This is a genomic window from Acidovorax sp. KPB24-03 (genome assembly GCF_057546605.1).
Genome location: NZ_BAAJYR010000067.1, coordinates 1 through 16,555 on the forward strand (window position 1 = coordinate 1; position 16,555 = coordinate 16,555).

A 16,555-nucleotide genomic window follows, 5' to 3' on the forward strand; every position below is an offset into this window, starting at 1 on the left:
GCCGCCGCTGGTGCCATGGCCGCCGCGCCGGCCTGGGCTCCCGCACCGACGCCGGCCCCCGCCGTTTCGGAGCCACCCGCACTGGACACGGGTGCCCTGGACCTGCCCGATCCGTCATGGGACAAGCCGGTGGCCACCGCGGCCGACCCGCTGTCGCCACCTCCCGACACGGCCGACCTGGAATTCCCGACCGACCTGCGACTGATGGATTCCGCTCCGGCACCGCTGTCGTCCGCCGAAGCCGCCCCATCGGGCCCGGCGCCGCTCGAATTCGACCTCGGAGCGCTGTCGCTGGACCTGGACACGCCTGCCGGCAATACCAGCCCATCCGCCAGCCCGGCCGTGCAGGATCTTCCGCAAGCGACCCCGGCCCTGCCCGACGATCCGCTGGCGACCAAACTTGCCCTGGCGGAAGAATTCAACGCCATCGGCGACAGCGAAGGTGCACGCACCCTCATCGAAGAAGTCATCGCCGAATCGTCCGGCGCGCTCAAGACACGGGCGCAACGCCTGCTGTCCGAACTGGGCTGATGCACGGCACCAGCGCCGCCACGCTCCCTGCCGCACCGGGACGCCATCCATGAGGATGGCGCTCGGCGTCAGCTACAACGGGCAGGGCTACAACGGCTGGCAGAGCCAGTCTTCCGGCAGAACCATCCAAGACCACCTGGAAGCGGCGCTCGGCCGCTTTGCCACGCAACCCGTGTCCACCATCTGCGCCGGCCGCACCGATGCGGGCGTGCACGGGCTCATGCAGGTGGTCCATTTCGATACGCCGCTCGACCGCACGCCGTTTTCCTGGGTGCGCGGCACCAACACCTTCCTGCCTGCCGACATCGCCGTGCAATGGGCGCACCCGGTGCCGGAGACCTTCCATGCGCGTTTTTGCGCCACGTCCCGCCGCTACGCCTATGTGCTGCTGCAGTCGCCTGTGCGCCCCAGCGTGGACAGCGCGCGCGTGGGCTGGGTGTTCCATCCGCTGGACGGCAGCGCCATGCGCGAAGCCGCCGCCCACCTGCTCGGAGAGCACGACTTCACCTCGTTCCGGGCATCGGCCTGCCAGGCCAAATCGCCGGTCAAGACCTTGCAGCGCATCACGATCACGCGGCGGGGCCCCGCCGAAGGCGATTCCGGCCCGCCGGCCAATGCACCGCCGCACGACTGGCAGCCCTGCTACTGGCGATTCGAGTTCGAGGGCAATGCGTTCCTGCACCACATGATCCGCAACATCATGGGCTGCCTGGTCGCGATCGGGCAGGGAAATCAGCCCGCCAGCTGGATGCACGAGGTGTTGCGGGCCCGCTCGCGCGATGCGGCCGCGCCCACGTTTTCGCCCGACGGGCTGTACTTTCAGGGACCGCTCTACGATGCCGCATGGGGTCTGCCCCTGCGCACCGCTGCGTATGATTGGCTTCCATGAGCCGCTCCCAGCCCGCCAGCCCGCGCGGCATCACGCCGCAACGCGCCGCAGCCCTGGCCCGCAGGCTGCCTCCGTTCGTGACGCCGGTGCTGTTGTTCGTGAATGCCAACGCTACAGAAGTGATAGCAGCCTGCACAATGATTCCGTCGGCAACGGTCCAATTCCATGGGGATGAATCGCCACAAGACTGCTGGGCGGCAACTGCGGACGGCGCGCGGCCGTTCCTGCGAGCGGCACGCATTCCCCTTGGCGACGGTGCGGCGCGGTTCGACCTCGTACAATTCGCGGCAACCCACTCCCGCGCCCAGGCCATCCTGCTCGACGCCCATGTCGAAGGTTATGGCGGAGGCGGCAAGGCATTCAATTGGTCACTTCTACCTCCAAGCGTCGGCTCTCACCTCGTTTTGTCTGGTGGACTCACGCCTGCAAACGTGACCGATGGCATCTTGCAGGTGCGGCCGCGCGGCCTGTCGCTCGCGGTTGACGTCAGTTCCGGCGTGGAAGCCGATGGCCCCGACGGCAAGCCGTTGCGGGGCATCAAGGACGCCGGCAAGATCCAACGCTTCATCGCCGCCGTGCAGGCGGCCGATGCGCAATTTGCAAAGATTCATTGATGCTTTCCTACCAGCAACCCGACGCCGCCGGCCATTTCGGCCCCTATGGCGGTAGTTTCGCGAGCGAAACACTCACCCACGCCCTGACCGAACTGCGCGAGGCCTATGCCCGCTACCAGAACGATCCGGAGTTCCTGGCCGAATTCCATTCGGAGCTGAAGCACTTCGTGGGGCGCCCCTCCCCCGTCTACCACGCGGCACGCATGAGCCGCGAGATGGGCGGCGCGCAGATCTATCTCAAGCGCGAAGACCTCAACCACACCGGCGCCCACAAGATCAACAACGTGATCGGCCAGGCGATGCTCGCCCGGCGCATGGGCAAGCCGCGCATCATCGCCGAGACGGGCGCAGGCCAGCACGGCGTCGCCACGGCCACCATCTGCGCGCGATATGGCCTCGAATGTGTGGTGTACATGGGCTCGGAGGACGTCAAGCGCCAGAGCCCCAACGTGTACCGCATGAAGCTGCTGGGCGCGACCGTCGTGCCCGTCGATTCGGGCAGCAGGACGCTCAAGGACGCGCTGAACGAAGCCATGCGCGACTGGGTGGCCCATGTGGACGACACCTTCTACATCATCGGTACGGTGGCGGGCCCGCACCCCTATCCCATGATGGTGCGCGATTTCCAGAGCGTGATCGGCACCGAGTGCCTGGAACAGATGCCGGCCATGCTGGCCGAGCAGAAGGCCAGCACCCAGCAGCCCGACGCGGTGATCGCCTGCGTGGGCGGCGGCAGCAATGCCATGGGCATCTTCCACCCCTACATCCCCTATGAGAAGACACGCCTGATCGGCGTGGAAGCCGCCGGTGAGGGACTGGACAGCGGCAAGCACTCCGCCTCGCTGCAGCGCGGCAGCTCGGGCGTCTTGCACGGCAACCGCACGTTCATCCTGCAGGACGAGAACGGCCAGATCACCGAAACGCACAGCATCAGCGCGGGCCTGGACTACCCGGGCGTCGGGCCCGAGCACGCGTGGCTGCAGGAAATCGGCCGTGCCGAATACGTCGGGATCACCGATGCCGAGGCGCTGGCCGCCTTCCATTACCTGTGCCGCACCGAAGGCATCATTCCGGCGCTGGAATCCAGCCATGCCGTGGCCTACGCCATGAAACTCGCCAAGACCATGCCAGCCGACCAGTCCATCCTGGTGAACCTATCGGGCCGTGGGGACAAGGACATCGGCACGGTCGCCGACCTGTCGGGGGCCGATGTGTACGACCGGCCCTCCATGCGTGGCCTCGGGGTCAAGGGAGGGCCTGCCGCATGAGCTCGCCGCGCAACCGCATCGCGAACACCTTCGCAGAACTGCAGGCCAAGGGGCGCAAGGCGCTCATTCCCTATGTGACCGCCGGCTTTCCGTTCGCCGACATCACGCCGGCGCTCATGCATGGCATGGTCGAAGCCGGGGCCGACGTGATCGAACTGGGCGTGCCCTTCTCCGACCCCATGGCCGACGGCCCGGTGATCCAGAAGGCCGGGGAAAAGGCGCTCTCGCTGGGCGTGGGCATGGTGCAGGTCCTGGGCCATGTGCGCGATTTCCGCCAGCGCAACGACAAGACGCCCGTCGTGCTGATGGGCTACGCCAACCCGGTGGAGCGCTACGACCAGATCCATGGCACAGGCGCCTTCGTGCGTGATTCCGCCGAGGCGGGCGTGGACGGCGTGCTCATCGTCGACTACCCGCCCGAGGAAAGCGAAGCGTTCGCGGCCAGCCTGCGCGAGCACGGCATGGACCTGATCTTCCTGCTGGCGCCCACCAGCACGGAACAGCGTATGCAGCAGGTCGCGCGCGTGGCCAGCGGCTACGTGTACTACGTGTCCCTCAAGGGCGTGACCGGCTCGGGCGCTCTCGATACGACCGCCGTCGAGGCCATGCTGCCCGTCATCCGCCGGCATGTGCACATTCCCGTGGGCGTGGGCTTCGGCATCCGCGACGCGGCCACGGCCCAGGCGATCGGGCGCGTGGCCGATGCCGTGGTCATCGGCAGCCGCATCATCCAGTTGCTGGAAGACCAGCCGCACGAGAAGGTGGTGCCCGTCACCATCGACTTCCTGCGGGGGGTGCGCAAGGCGCTGGACGCATAATTGCAGCCCGCGCGCCCGGTCCGTGGCGCGCCGGCTGAGACTTGAAGCGAAGAGGAAACCGATATGTCCTGGCTCGAAAAACTCCTGCCCTCCAAAATCCAGCAGACCGACCCGACCGAGCGCCGCCAGGTGCCGGAAGGCCTGTGGATCAAGTGCCCGAGCTGCGAGACGGTGCTGTACAAGACCGATCTGGAGCAGAACCAGAACGTCTGCCCGCACTGCAGCCACCACCACCGCATCAATGCCCGCCCCCGCCTGAACGCGTTCCTGGATGCCGAAGGCCGCTATGAAATCGGCCAGGAAGTGCTGCCGGTCGATGCGCTGAAGTTCAAGGACAGCCGCAAGTACCCCGACCGCCTGAAGGAAGCCCTGGAAAACACCGGGGAAACCGATGCGCTCATCGTGATGGGCGGCTCGGTGCGCAGCATCAACATCGTGGTGGCGTGCTTCGAGTTCGACTTCATGGGCGGCAGCATGGGCAGCGTGGTGGGCGAGCGCTTCGTGCGCGGCGTGGAAACCGCCATCGAGCAGAAGGTACCCTTCCTGTGCTTCACCGCCACAGGCGGCGCGCGCATGCAGGAAGGCCTGCTCTCGCTGATGCAGATGGCCAAGACCAACGCGGCCCTCACCCGGCTGGCCAAGAAGGGCCTGCCCTACATCAGCGTGCTGACCGACCCGACCATGGGCGGCGTCTCGGCCGGCTTTGCCTTCGTGGGCGACATCGTGATCGCCGAGCCCAAGGCACTGATCGGCTTTGCCGGACCGCGCGTGATCGAATCGACCGTGCGCGTGACGCTGCCAGAAGGCTTCCAGCGCGCTGAATTCCTGCAGACCAAGGGCGCCGTGGACTTCATCTGCGACCGCCGCGAACTGCGCGGCACCGTGGCCAAGAGCCTGGCGATGCTGCAGCGCCTGCCGGCAGACTCGGTGGCCTGATCGCTCACACGCTTCGGCCGATACCAAAACAATAGCCGCCACTGCTGACTGGATCAGCGGTGGCGGCTATTTTTTTATGGGCGGGGCGAATTCCGCTGCCGGCCCCTACCGCAGCACCCATCCCTGTACGTTGCCCACCACGATCAGGCACACCTGCAGCAACACCAGCACCACCAGCGGCGACAGATCCACCCCGCCGAGGAGCGGCACCACGCGCCGCACGGGGCGCAGCAACGGCTCGCACAAGCGGGCAATCACGTCGGCAAGGGGTGAGCGCGTCTGCACCCACGAGAGCACGGCATAGACGATCAGCAGGCCGATCAGCCCGTAGATCGCCGCGCGCACCAGACCGAACACGGCCAGCCAGAGCAGCAGCACCAGGCCCGGGCCGGCGCCCAGCAGCAGCCACAGCAACAGGTACTGCACCAGCTGGATCAAAATCGCCGCGACCAGGCTGGCCCAATCCCAGCGCCCCGTGGCAGGCACGATCCTGCGCAGGGGCAGGACCAGCCAGTCGCTCAGCGCGAAAACCAGTTGCCCGATAGGGTTGCCAAAAGGCACGCGCTGCAGCTGCATGTAAAGCCGCAGCAGGCAAGCCCCGGCAAGCAGGCCGCCCACCACGTCCAGCAGGAAAGAAGCGATCTGGTAAAGCATGAAACCTCGTGATGTGGAGAATCTGGGGCGATGGTGCGAAGGGTTCCGCCGTGGGATGATAGCGGGCCAACCCGCCTGCCCATGACCTTCGTGCCCCCACCTTCCGAGCCGCCATTGCCGCCGCTCACGCTGACCTCCCTGCCGCTCTTTCCGCTGGGGACCGTGCTGTACCCGGGCGGGATGCTCTCGCTTCGCGTCTTCGAGGTGCGCTATCTCGACATGGTGCGCAAATGCCAGCAGGCGGGCGCACCGTTCGGTGTCGTTGCGCTGACGAGCGGCCAGGAAGTGCGCCAGGCAGGTGCAGCGCCCGAGCAGTTCCACGATGCAGGAACGCTCGCGAACATTGCGGAGATCGACACGTCGCACCCTGGCCTCATCGTTCTGCGAGCCGAGGGCTCGGCCCGCTTTCGCATCGTGCGCCGCCACCTGCTGCCGCACGGCCTGTGGGTGGCCGACATCGAGCAGATGCCCCCGGATGTGCCGCTCCCCGTCCCGGAGGACCTGCGCAACACGGCCGCCGCGCTCGAGCAGGTGCTCGCACGCCTGCGCCACCGGGGTGCGGACGACCCCTCCAGCCTCCCCGACCCCACCCCCGAGCAACTGGACGACTGCGGTTGGGTCGCCAATCGCTGGTGCGAACTGCTCCCCGTGCCGCTGGACCTGAAGCAGCAGCTCATGCAACTCGACAGCCCGCTGCTGCGCCTGGAACTCGTGGGAGACGTGCTGGAGCGCACGGGCATCGCGCCGTGAACACGAAGGGCGCAGCGGCCCGGCTTGGCGCGCGCCTGCCGTGAAGGTCCTGCAGGTCATCACCAAGGGCGAGGTCGGGGGCGCGCAGAGCCATGTGCTCACCCTCTGCCGGGAAATTGCCCGCCACGGCGTTGCGGTCCAGGTGGCCATCGGCGGCGCCGAGCCGCATCCGCCACTGGCCAATGCCCTGGAGGCTTCGCACCTCGCGGTGCATCGCGTCCCCGCGCTGGGCAATGCGCACAACCCGGTGCACGTGGTGCGCGCCGCCTGGGCCCTGCGGGGCATCGTGCTCGAACAATCTCCGGATCTGCTCCATGCCCACAGTGCGATGGCCGGCGTCGTAGCCCGGTTGGCCGGTGCACTGACCCGCACCCCCGTGATCTACACCGTGCACGGCTTCGCTTTCAAGGCGGGACATCCCTGGAAGCGCCGCACAGTGGCCCTTGCCATGGAGTGGCTGCTGGCCCCGCTGACCCGGCGCATGATTTGTGTCTCGGACCATGAGCGCCGGCTGGCGCTCGTGTTACCGCTGCCTTCGCGGCGGGTGTCCGTCATCCACAACGGCGTCGAGGATGTGGCAGTCCCAGGCAATAGCGCAGCATCGACCGCCGAAGCGGCGCCGACGATCGCGATGGTTGCCCGCATGGCCCCGCCCAAGCGCCCGGACATCCTGCTGCACGCACTCGCCCAGTTGCGTGGCGCCCTGGGGCACGAAGTCCCCGCCACCTTTTTCGGTGGCGGCCCCGAGCTGGCAGCCCACCGCGCACTGGCCCATCGATTGGGCCTGCAAGCGGTGCGCTTCACCGGCGATGTGGATGATGTTGCGGCCCAACTGGCCCAGCACGCCATCTTCGTGCTGGCATCGGATCACGAAGGCCTGCCCATTTCGCTGATCGAGGCGATGCGTGCGGGCATGGCCATCGTGGCCAGCGATTTGCCGGGCATTCGCGAATTGCTGCCGGAGTCGGCTCATGCGCGCCTGGTGGCGCCCGATCCCGCAGCATGGGCCACGGCGTTGCGGCAACTGATAGAGTCGCCAGCACTGCGCGCCCGCATGGGCGCGGCAGCACGGCAACGCTACGAGCAGCACTACACCGCAAAGCGCATGGCTCTGGCCGTGCGCTCGGTCTACGCCGCGGCGACTTCGCGCACCCACTGACGATTCCATGAACAGCATTCCACGCCGCGAACTCGGCTCCTCCACGGCGCACCGACAGGGTGCCGTGCTGCGCTGGGCGCTGGGTGGCACCTTGATTCTGCTGGTGAGCTATCTGGCGGGGCTCGGCCTGGAGCGGTACGACTGGGTGACCTACCAGTTTCCGCAGACGGTGCTGTGGTGCGCCATTCCGTATGCCATGACCGCCCACTGGCTCTACAACGGCGCCTATCTGCCCCAGTTCGAGGGACGCCGCTTTCTCTTCGTGGCGACCGCAGCCCCCTACCTTGCCGCCCCGCTGGGTTTCGCCTTGCTGCAGCAGCCCTATTCCCGCGGCGCCGTTCTTCTCGTGTACCTGCTCTCGTCGGCATGGTTCCTGGTCGGCCATTGGCGCAACCGGCGGCACCAGGTGCTGTCCCTGGCCTATCTGGACGATACCGTGCCTCTGCGCCTTCGGGAGCTGCTGGGCGACACGGCCCAGGCCAGCCAGCACCACATCGCGCTGCTGCCCTGGACGCCCCTGGAAGAGTTCGGCACGGACACCGGCACAACCCACGCCGCCCCCCAATGGGCCGGCGTGGTGCTGGATCGCCATGCCCCCTCGAGCGCCGCACGCGAGCGATGGATCAGCGATTTGCGCCTGCAGCATGTGCGGCTCTACAGCGTGGAGGCTGTGGCCGAACTGCTGAGCGGCCGCAAAATACTGCCCCACCAGCAGACCCAGGACCTGTGGACCCTGGACGGCAACCCGGCCTACGACACCTTCAAGCGGCTGACCGACCTGCTCCTCACGCTGGCAGGGCTGCCGGTGTGGCTGCCGCTGTGCCTGGCCGCCGGCCTGGCGGTGAAGCTGGATTCGCCAGGGCCCATGCTTTTTTCCCAGATCCGCGTCGGCCGCAATGGCCGTGCGTTCCGCATCTGGAAGCTGCGCAGCATGCGCCATGCCGGCGACGACCGCACAGCGCGCTTTGCCCAGCCCAACGATGACCGGGTGACCTCCGTGGGCCGGTTCATCCGCCGCACCCGTCTGGACGAACTGCCCCAGCTATGGAATGTGCTGAAGGGCGAGATGAGCCTGATCGGTCCAAGGCCAGAGCAAACGGAGTTCGTGCGCGTGTTCGCCGACCGGATTCCCGCGTACCCCTACCGCCACCTCGTGCGCCCCGGACTGACGGGCTGGGCTCAGGTCCAGCAGGGTTACGCCGACAGCGAGGAGCAGACCGCCATCAAGCTCAGCTATGACCTCTATTACGTGGCGCACTACTCCGTGGCCCTGGACTTGCTGATTGCGTACAAGACGCTGCGCATCGTGGCGGGGGGATTTGGGTCGCGTTAGGGGCCGCAGCGTGTCACGGAAGGGCGCGAGCAGAGCGGCGCGCACGCGCCACCAAGACATCGGCGCCCAAAGGTCGCCATTGCATCAAGCGGTGCAATATCCGCCCCTTGATGCTGCCAGGTGCGCTGACCGAGCAGCCCCGCAGTTCAATCACTTGCAATCCAGCATCCGCCAGTACCTTCTGAAGGGTATAGGGAGACAGCCATGCCCGGTGGTCGGTATTGATGCGCTCAATGCCTCTGGTCGTGTGCACGATGTTGCGCAAGGACAGCCCGTTCGGCGCCGAGACGATGAATTCCGCCGCAGGAAATAATGCCGACAGTCGAGCCAGAAATGCCGAAGGGTCCGCCAGATGTTCAATGACGTCAGGCACCATCACCAAGTCGATGGGCAGCGATTGCAAAATGCCGGCAGCTTCTGGATCGTGGATGTCCAGGGCATACAGCTTTTCGAATCCCAACTGCCTTGCCGACTCCACCGCAGCTGTATTGATGTCGATGCCATAGCATTCGCGTGCGGACCGGCTCAGACGCGCATGCAGCCAATGCCCTGCGGCTACACGCGAGGCAATCAAAGGCTGATGATCGGCAAAACCGACGTGCAATACCGAGCGATCAATGCACCATTGCTCCAGAAGATCTCCGCGGGAACGCACGTCGAAGGCGATATCGGGCCGATAGCTGTAATCATCATCAAACTCATCGCCGGACAGGTATTTGGAAATCTCCATGGCCGCATTATCCCCACCCGACCGTAGCGCACTGCAGGTCTGCATGATCCAGGGCGCCACAGGTGCCGGCGGCGTGGCCACGGTCGTCAAAAGCTTGGCAAACGGATTGATGCAACAAGGTTGCCATGTTGGGCAATGCGCAAGCTCGCCATCCGAATGGCGATCGCTGCTATCTGCGGCCAGGCGCAGCGACGTGCTGTTGGCCACGCACAATTTTCGCGAGGCCTACGTGGCATGGGCAATCGGCGCTTTGCTTCGCAAACCGGTCGTAGTTTGGTTTCATGGCCCATTGAGCGAAGTGCTGGCACAAGCGCGGGCAGGGTTCGCCAAGCGCCTCTGGCTGCGCTGGTTCTACCGGCGTGCGGCCTATTTCGTGTTCGTATCTGCGTCGTCCAGTCAATCCTTTGCGCAGTTCATGCAAGGGACTGCGTTGAGATCCAAGGGCATCACGGTGATACCTAACGCACTTCCGCCCATAGCACACCCGAAAGCCCCCCTGCCACCCAAGCTGGATGGGATCGTTCGCATCGGCTATGTCGGTCGCCTGTCGCCAGAAAAGAATCCATACCTGCTGATCGGCATGCTGCGCGCCCTGCCGTCACGATTTCAGCTCACCGTGGTGGGGGATGGGCCCTTGCGCAGTGATCTGGAGGCCGCCTCCGCTGATCTTGCGCAGGCCAACCGCATCCGTTTCTTGGGCCACCGATCCGACATCGCCGCCTTCTACGGAACGCAGGATCTCACGGTGCTGACCTCGCTCTACGAAGGCTGTGCCATGGCAGTGCTGGAATCGCTGCAGGCCGGTGTGCCTTGTGTTGCGGTGCCGATTCCCAGCCTGCAGGAAATGCTGCAGGAACACGCGCCCTATCTTTTGGCGGAAACCAGCACGGCGGCAGCGCTGGCCCATGCCGTGGAAGCCACATTGCAGCACCCGGCTGCTGAGCTGGTGCAAGACCTCCAGAAGGTAATGGGCCACTACCAGTACTCCCATTTTTTGCAGCGCTGGCACACCTTGTTGAAAAGCACGGTGGCTGCATGCTGATCCATTTCATCCATCCTGGAAGGGCCTATCTGCCGGAATTGGCGGCCTACCAGAGCTTCTTGCAATCCAGGGGCCATGGTGCGCTCATCCACACCAGCGCCGAAGAGGTGCCGGCACAAGCCGCCGTGCTGTGGTGGATGTGCGGTGCCGTACCTGGCAACGCCACAGGCAGGCATGCGAGTGCCTGGCATGTGCATGAATACGCTTCGGCTTCGGTGCCGCCAGTCGCCTGGGTGAAAGACAAGGTCAAGTCATGGCGACAACCGCAGCCGCACTACCGGATCTTTCAGAATGCATGGGTGAAGGACCGCATGGGGTTTTCCGACGCCGTGCCTTACGAATACCGGGACATGGGCGTTTCTCCGGAATTTCTGGACGCAAGCGCTTTGCCGCGCGCACCCAGTTTCGATTTCGTCTATCTGGGCGACATGCAACGCCTGGCAGGCTTTCGCCCTCTGCTACAGGGGCTGGAGGAGGCAGGGCGCAGCCTTTTACTGATTGGAGATGTTCCCGAAGGGTTGCGGGAGTGGCTGCATGAGCGCTCTTTCGCCACGATGGCAGGGCGCATTGCGTACGCCCAAGTACCGGCCCTGTTGATCCAGGCTCGCTACGGGCTCAATCTAGTTCCGAACCGCGCACCGTACCACCAGCAAACCTCTACCAAGCTGTTGGAGTACTGCGCCGTTGGGCTGCCAATCATCTCCACCGATTATCCCTGGGTACGCGAGTTCGAAAAAAAAAGCGGGCGCCCGCTTCATCTACTTACCCAGGGACGCAACGGTAGGTCAGTACGCACGGCTGCTGGGACCCGAGCTGGACGGTCGGTCCCACACTGCACCCGCTGTGCGACAACGCACTTGGCAAGACCTTCTGGAAGGCATGCAGATCTGGAAGTACCTGGGCTTTCAGCGATGAGTTCCATGGCAGTCACGTCCCGCATCGCCATTGCCAGCGCTGCCTCGCTGGCAGCGCAGGCGCTGTTCGGCCTTCTCATGCTGCGCCTGTTTTCCCCTTCGGACGTGGGCGCGTTCACCGTGGTGAGCCAAATCAGCTTCTTCTGGATGACGCTGGCCCTGGCCCAAAGCCCGCTGAGCTTTCTCGCCAACATTCACATTCCGCCAGCGCAGGCGCTGCGTCAAGCGTTGCGGGCGAGCCTGTGGCGCTGGCTCCTGCTGTTGCCTGTGGCTGCAATGGCAGTCTGGGTGTCAAAGCTGCCTTCCTTCGCTCCGTTCATGGCCTGGGCAACAGCCATGGCACTGCTGCAAATGGGCTGGTACATGGCACAACCCTGGGCCTTGCGAATGGCTTCCGCGCACACTGCTGCGCTGGCCCGCGCGGTACCGCCGGTCATCGCCGTCCTGATCGCGGCCGCCATGGGAATTTTTTGGGCGGGCAATGGCTCGGCCGGCTTGCTGATTGCCGCTACTTGCAGTTACGGCATCGGCGCCCTTTGGCTCACGCGCCGTGCAGACAGCCGTCCCACTTTGGAGTCGCCACCCACCGGCGTGGTGGCCAAGGCAGCCACCACGCAACTCGACGATCGCAGTGCAGGTTTGCGTCTGGCTCACACGGTGGCAGATGCCATCGCGGGCACTGCCGTTCTCTTGGTGTGGCAACGCGCGTACGGCCTGGCGGAAGGCAGCTATCTTGCCGTGCTGCTGCGGCTGCTTGGGCTTTTTCCGGCCGTGGTCTATGCGGCATGGCCCCAGGTGCTTCTCTCACGCGGGCAGCAAAAAAGGAAACTGTCTCTGTGGATGGGCCTCGGAGGCGCTGGATGCGCCGCATTGGCCGGGTTGATGGCCATCGGAGCGCTGCGGTTCGGTTGGTTCGCTTCCTCCTGGCAAGGATTGGAGGATTACATAGCGCCGCTGGTCATCTGGCAATGCGCCGCCTGCGTATTTGCAGCGCACGGCCATATGCCCTTTCAGCGCGGCCTGGCACGGTCATTTTCGTGGGCGACTATCGGCTTCAACGCGCTGCAATTGGGCGTGCTGACGCTGCCTTTGGCACTGCATTCCGTCGGCCCGACGACGCATGTCTGGTGGCTTGCAGGGACCTCGGCTCTTGGATTGCTGGCCTTGACGGTTTGGATCGCGGGCAAAAAACTAAAATAGACTGTTTCAGCTTGCCCATGGCGCATTCCGCCAATGCCTACGCACTCCTATGCTTCCCCCAAATAACGCTCCGGCAACCCCTACGCCTTCTTCCGACGACAACCAGCTCATCGCCGAGCGCCGCGAAAAACTCAAGGCCTTGCGGGAGGCCCAGGCAGCAGGCAAGGGCGTGGCGTTTCCCAACGATTTCAAGCCCGCGCACCATGTGGCGGACCTGCAGGCGCAGTACGCCGAAAGCGCGGCCGATGCGCTCGAGGCGAGCCCTGTCACCGTGAGCGTCGCTGGCCGGATGATGCTCAAGCGCGTGATGGGCAAGGCCAGCTTCGCCACCGTGCAGGACGGCTCGCTGGGCACGACGGGGGGTCGCCTGCAGCTGTACGTCACGCGCGATGCGCTGGGTGAAGAGCTGTACGCCGCCTTCAAACACTGGGACCTGGGCGACATCGTGGGTGCGGAAGGCACGCTCATGAAGACCAAGACCGGCGAGCTGTCGATCAAGGTCACCACGCTGCGCCTGCTCACCAAGAGCCTGCGGCCCATGCCGGACAAGTTCCACGGCGTGGCCGACCAGGAGGTGAAATACCGCCAGCGCTACGTGGACCTGATGACCGATGAGACCGCGCGCAGCCGTTTCATCGCCCGCAGCAAGGCCGTGAGTGGCCTGCGCGAGTTCATGGTGCAGCACGGCTTCCTGGAAGTGGAAACGCCCATGCTGCACCCGATTCCCGGCGGCGCGAATGCCAAGCCGTTCGTCACCCACCACAACGCGCTGGAGCAGGAGATGTACCTGCGCATCGCGCCCGAGCTGTATCTGAAGCGCCTGGTGGTGGGCGGCTTCGAGCGGGTGTTCGAGATCAACCGCAACTTCCGCAACGAAGGCATCTCGGTGCGACACAACCCCGAGTTCACCATGATGGAGTTCTACGCGGCCTACTGGAACTACCGCGACCTGATGGACTTCACCGAGCAGCTGGTGCGCGATGCGGCCATGAAGGCGGCCGGCACGCTGCAGCTGACCTACGGCGGCCGCGAGGTGGACCTTTCCCAGCCTTTCCAGCGGCTGACCATCCGCGAGGCGATCTTCCAGTACACCGAAGCCGGCGCCCATGTGGACGATGCCGCCTGGCTCGTCAGCGCCCTCAAGAAGCTGGGGCTGAGCGAAGAGAAGAACCAGCTGTCCAAGCGCACGCTGGCCAGCCTGCAGGTGCTGTACTTCGAAGAAACGGTGGAAGACAAGCTCTGGCAGCCCACCTTCATCATGGAGCACCCGACCGAGATCAGCCCCCTGGCCCGGGCCAACGACACGCGCCCTGAAGTGACCGAGCGTTTCGAGCTCTACATCACCGGCCGCGAGTTCGGCAACGGCTTTTCCGAGTTGAACGACGCCGAGGACCAGGCCGCGCGCTTTCAGGCGCAGGTCGCGGCCAAGGATGGCGGCGACGACGAGGCCATGTTCTTCGACCACGACTTCGTGCGGGCGCTCGAGTACGGTATGCCTCCCACGGGTGGTTGCGGTATCGGCATCGATCGGCTGATGATGTTGCTCACCGACAGCCCCAGCATCCGCGACGTGATCCTGTTCCCCGCCCTGCGCCGCGAACATTGATCGGCTGGGGACTGCGGCCTTTGCGGCCGAAAGGCCCGCACCTGCCTTCAGGAAAGGGACCGTGATGACCACCACCCATCCCACCCCACTGCCCCCCGGTGGGGGCCGCATCGAGGACACCATGCCCTTCACCGTGCTGGTCGTGGAGGATCAGGCCTCCCTGCGCGCGGTGCTGGTGGCGGAATTGCGCAATGCCGGCGTCGTCGATGTGCTGGAGGCTGCGTCGGGCGACAAGGCGCTCGACCTGTTCCAGTTGCACCGGCCGGACCTGGTGCTCCTGGACATCCGCCTGTCCGACCACAACGACGGCTATTGGGTCGCGCAGCAGATGCGCGAGGCCGAACCCGGGGGCTGGACGCCCATCATCTTTCTCTCCGGCCTGGACGGCGACCTGGACGTATGGCGCGGCATCGAGTCGGGCGGCGACGACTACTTGGTCAAACCGGTCAAGCCGATCGTCCTCGTTGCCAAGCTTCGCGCCATGCGGCGTCTGCTGGACATGCGCCGCCGGCTGGTGTCGCTGTCGCAGGAGCTGCACCTGGCCAACCAGCGGCTCAATGAGATGGTCGAGGTGGATGCCCTGACCGGGCTGGTGAACCGCCGCGGCCTGGACCGCATCCTGCACAACGAGATCGCCGCGGCGCGGCGGGAGGGCGAGCCGCTCACCCTGATGCTGTGCGACCTGGACCACTTCAAGCGCTACAACGATTCCGCCGGCCACTTGCAGGGCGATGCCTGCCTGAAGGACGTGAGCCGCCTGCTGCGCGACGTGTGCACGCGCCCGCGCGATGTGGCGGCACGCTACGGCGGCGAGGAGTTCGCCCTCATCCTGCCCGGCACGCCCCGCTCCGGCGCGATGACCTTTGCACGGGCGCTGGGCAAGCTGCTGTCCGTGCGCGCCCTGCCTCACCCCAATTCGCCGCTCGGCCCGACGCTCACGCTGTCCGGCGGCATCACCACCTGCGTTCCTGACGAAGGCACCAGCGCGGAGGCCATGCTGATGCGCGCGGACCAGGCGCTGTATGCCGCCAAGGCCCAGGGACGCGCCCGCTTTTTCAGCTTCGAGATGCAGATGGACACCGTCGAGCAGTTGCGTGGCTGACAGGAGACCTTTTGCCGAACGACTGGACCTTCATGCTGCGCCTGCAACCTTACCTGCCCGACTGGATCCGGGATTGGCTCGACATCATCGTGCCGGGCCTGCAGATCCTCCTGATCCTGATCGTCGCCGTGGTGCTGCAGCGCACGCTGCGACGGCTGGTGGGGCGTGCCGGCCACCATTACCAGTGGCCCATCGAGATGATGGTGCCGATCAACGGCCTGCTGCGCTGGATCATCATGGGCAGCGCGCTGCTGCTCGTGCTGGAGCGCCTGGGTGTTTCCGCCACCGTGCTGTGGACCGCCTTCACCGGATTCGCCACCGTGGGTGCCGTGGCCTTCTTCGCCGCGTGGAGCGTGCTGTCCAACCTGTTCTGCGCGCTGCTCATCTTCACCGTGGGCCCGTTCCGCCTGGGCGACTACATCGAGGTGCTGGACACGGCGGAAAAACCGGGTGCCAAGGGGCGCGTGATCGACATCAACCTGCTCTACACCACCCTGGAAGACTTCGACACGGGGCCGGACGGCGCACTGCTGCAGATTCCCAATACCCTGATCTTCCAGCGCGTGGTGCGGCGTTGGAAGGGCGGGCCTCCGCGCAGGGCGGATGCCGCGCCGGAAGACGCTGCCTCGGCCGAGGCCTCTTCCAGCCTGGAAACGGTCTGACCCTGCCAGGTCTGCTGCCGGCTCACGCAAGGCCGCAGCGATTTTCAGCGTGGCAGGCACCACGTGCCGGCCATTCAGCTTTCGCCGTGCCGGCGCCCTTCGGGCCGGTGGGCCGCTTCCGGCCCATGGCCATGCTGCGCTGGCGCCGGCGAGGCATGGGGCGGCTGCACGGCGACGGGTCGGGGTGCGGCCGGCCCGTGCGGCATCGCAGGCATGGGCCGCTGCATGGTGGGTGGCGGCATGTTGTGCGGGGCACGTTCCGCCGCGCCCTGGGCCTGCCCTTGCGGCGCCATGTGCTGAACATGCTCGGGCCTCGGCAGGGCCCGCTGTGCCTGTGCCTGTGCCTG

At 65.8% G+C, this 16,555-nt stretch carries 16 protein-coding genes; 14 read left to right on the forward strand and 2 right to left on the reverse strand.

Annotated elements, in window-relative coordinates; genetic code table 11:
• The 6 genes from AC27KI_RS10335 to accD all read left to right on the forward strand — a co-directional run.
• A partial coding sequence (locus tag AC27KI_RS10335; RefSeq protein WP_487113730.1) for a FimV C-terminal domain-containing protein occupies positions 1 to 531 on the forward strand: 531 nt, incomplete at its 5' end.
• A 49-nt stretch (positions 532 to 580) separates the two neighbouring features.
• The gene (gene truA / locus AC27KI_RS10340) at positions 581 to 1,420 is read left to right on the forward strand and encodes a tRNA pseudouridine(38-40) synthase TruA (RefSeq protein ID WP_487113732.1); all 840 of its coding nucleotides are present in this window, start codon (positions 581 to 583) and stop codon (positions 1,418 to 1,420) included.
• A complete protein-coding gene (locus AC27KI_RS10345; RefSeq protein ID WP_487113734.1) occupies positions 1,417 to 2,034 on the forward strand; it encodes a phosphoribosylanthranilate isomerase in 618 nt (205 codons plus the stop codon). Before truA ends, AC27KI_RS10345 begins: the two co-directional genes overlap by 4 nt.
• A complete protein-coding gene (gene trpB, locus AC27KI_RS10350; protein ID WP_284424281.1) occupies positions 2,034 to 3,302 on the forward strand; it encodes a tryptophan synthase subunit beta in 1,269 nt (422 codons plus the stop codon). Before AC27KI_RS10345 ends, trpB begins: the two co-directional genes overlap by 1 nt.
• Positions 3,299 to 4,120, forward strand: a complete 822-nt coding sequence (gene trpA, locus AC27KI_RS10355) for a tryptophan synthase subunit alpha (RefSeq protein ID WP_487089507.1) — start codon at positions 3,299 to 3,301, stop codon at positions 4,118 to 4,120. The genes trpB and trpA overlap by 4 nt, the downstream gene beginning before the upstream one ends.
• A gap of 63 nt (positions 4,121 to 4,183) precedes the next feature.
• Complete coding sequence (gene accD, locus AC27KI_RS10360) at positions 4,184 to 5,056, forward strand: acetyl-CoA carboxylase, carboxyltransferase subunit beta (RefSeq protein WP_272567902.1); 873 nt, start codon at positions 4,184 to 4,186, stop codon at positions 5,054 to 5,056.
• 105 nt (positions 5,057 to 5,161) lie between these two features.
• Here the strand turns inward: accD and AC27KI_RS10365 are convergent, their stop codons facing one another.
• The gene (locus tag AC27KI_RS10365) at positions 5,162 to 5,710 is read right to left on the reverse strand and encodes a YggT family protein (RefSeq protein ID WP_272567900.1); all 549 of its coding nucleotides are present in this window, start codon (positions 5,708 to 5,710) and stop codon (positions 5,162 to 5,164) included.
• Positions 5,711 to 5,791: 81 nt separating this feature from the next.
• Between AC27KI_RS10365 and AC27KI_RS10370 the strand changes: the two genes are divergently transcribed.
• From AC27KI_RS10370 to AC27KI_RS10380, 3 genes are read left to right on the forward strand one after another with little or no spacing between them, the layout of a single operon-like run.
• Positions 5,792 to 6,460, forward strand: a complete 669-nt coding sequence (locus tag AC27KI_RS10370) for an LON peptidase substrate-binding domain-containing protein (RefSeq protein ID WP_317359276.1) — start codon at positions 5,792 to 5,794, stop codon at positions 6,458 to 6,460.
• Positions 6,461 to 6,500: 40 nt separating this feature from the next.
• On the forward strand, positions 6,501 to 7,619 hold the full coding sequence (locus AC27KI_RS10375) for a glycosyltransferase (protein WP_487089509.1): 1,119 nt from the start codon (positions 6,501 to 6,503) through the stop codon (positions 7,617 to 7,619).
• Positions 7,620 to 7,626: 7 nt separating this feature from the next.
• Positions 7,627 to 8,952 carry a sugar transferase gene (locus tag AC27KI_RS10380; protein ID WP_284430066.1) on the forward strand — a complete coding sequence of 442 codons (1,326 nt, stop codon included), beginning with the start codon at positions 7,627 to 7,629 and terminating at the stop codon, positions 8,950 to 8,952.
• 13 nt (positions 8,953 to 8,965) lie between these two features.
• Here the strand turns inward: AC27KI_RS10380 and AC27KI_RS10385 are convergent, their stop codons facing one another.
• Positions 8,966 to 9,682, reverse strand: a complete 717-nt coding sequence (locus tag AC27KI_RS10385; RefSeq protein ID WP_487089510.1) for a methyltransferase domain-containing protein — start codon at positions 9,680 to 9,682, stop codon at positions 8,966 to 8,968.
• On the opposite strand from AC27KI_RS10385, the gene AC27KI_RS10390 reads away from it, so the two are divergent.
• The 5 genes from AC27KI_RS10390 (at position 9,681) to AC27KI_RS10410 (ending at position 16,208) form a co-directional block, all read left to right on the forward strand.
• A complete protein-coding gene (locus AC27KI_RS10390) occupies positions 9,681 to 10,724 on the forward strand; it encodes a glycosyltransferase (protein ID WP_487089511.1) in 1,044 nt (347 codons plus the stop codon). The two genes, AC27KI_RS10385 and AC27KI_RS10390, sit on opposite strands and share 2 nt — an antisense overlap.
• On the forward strand, positions 10,718 to 12,838 hold the full coding sequence (locus AC27KI_RS10395) for a hypothetical protein (protein ID WP_487113736.1): 2,121 nt from the start codon (positions 10,718 to 10,720) through the stop codon (positions 12,836 to 12,838). Before AC27KI_RS10390 ends, AC27KI_RS10395 begins: the two co-directional genes overlap by 7 nt.
• A gap of 49 nt (positions 12,839 to 12,887) precedes the next feature.
• The gene (gene lysS, locus AC27KI_RS10400) at positions 12,888 to 14,444 is read left to right on the forward strand and encodes a lysine--tRNA ligase (RefSeq protein WP_487113738.1); all 1,557 of its coding nucleotides are present in this window, start codon (positions 12,888 to 12,890) and stop codon (positions 14,442 to 14,444) included.
• 64 nt (positions 14,445 to 14,508) lie between these two features.
• Positions 14,509 to 15,546, forward strand: coding sequence for a GGDEF domain-containing response regulator (locus AC27KI_RS10405; protein ID WP_372588250.1), 1,038 nt, complete (start codon positions 14,509 to 14,511; stop codon positions 15,544 to 15,546).
• Between the two features lie 32 nt (positions 15,547 to 15,578).
• Complete coding sequence (locus AC27KI_RS10410; protein WP_284430246.1) at positions 15,579 to 16,208, forward strand: mechanosensitive ion channel family protein; 630 nt, start codon at positions 15,579 to 15,581, stop codon at positions 16,206 to 16,208.
• Positions 16,209 to 16,555: the final 347 nt, after the last annotated feature.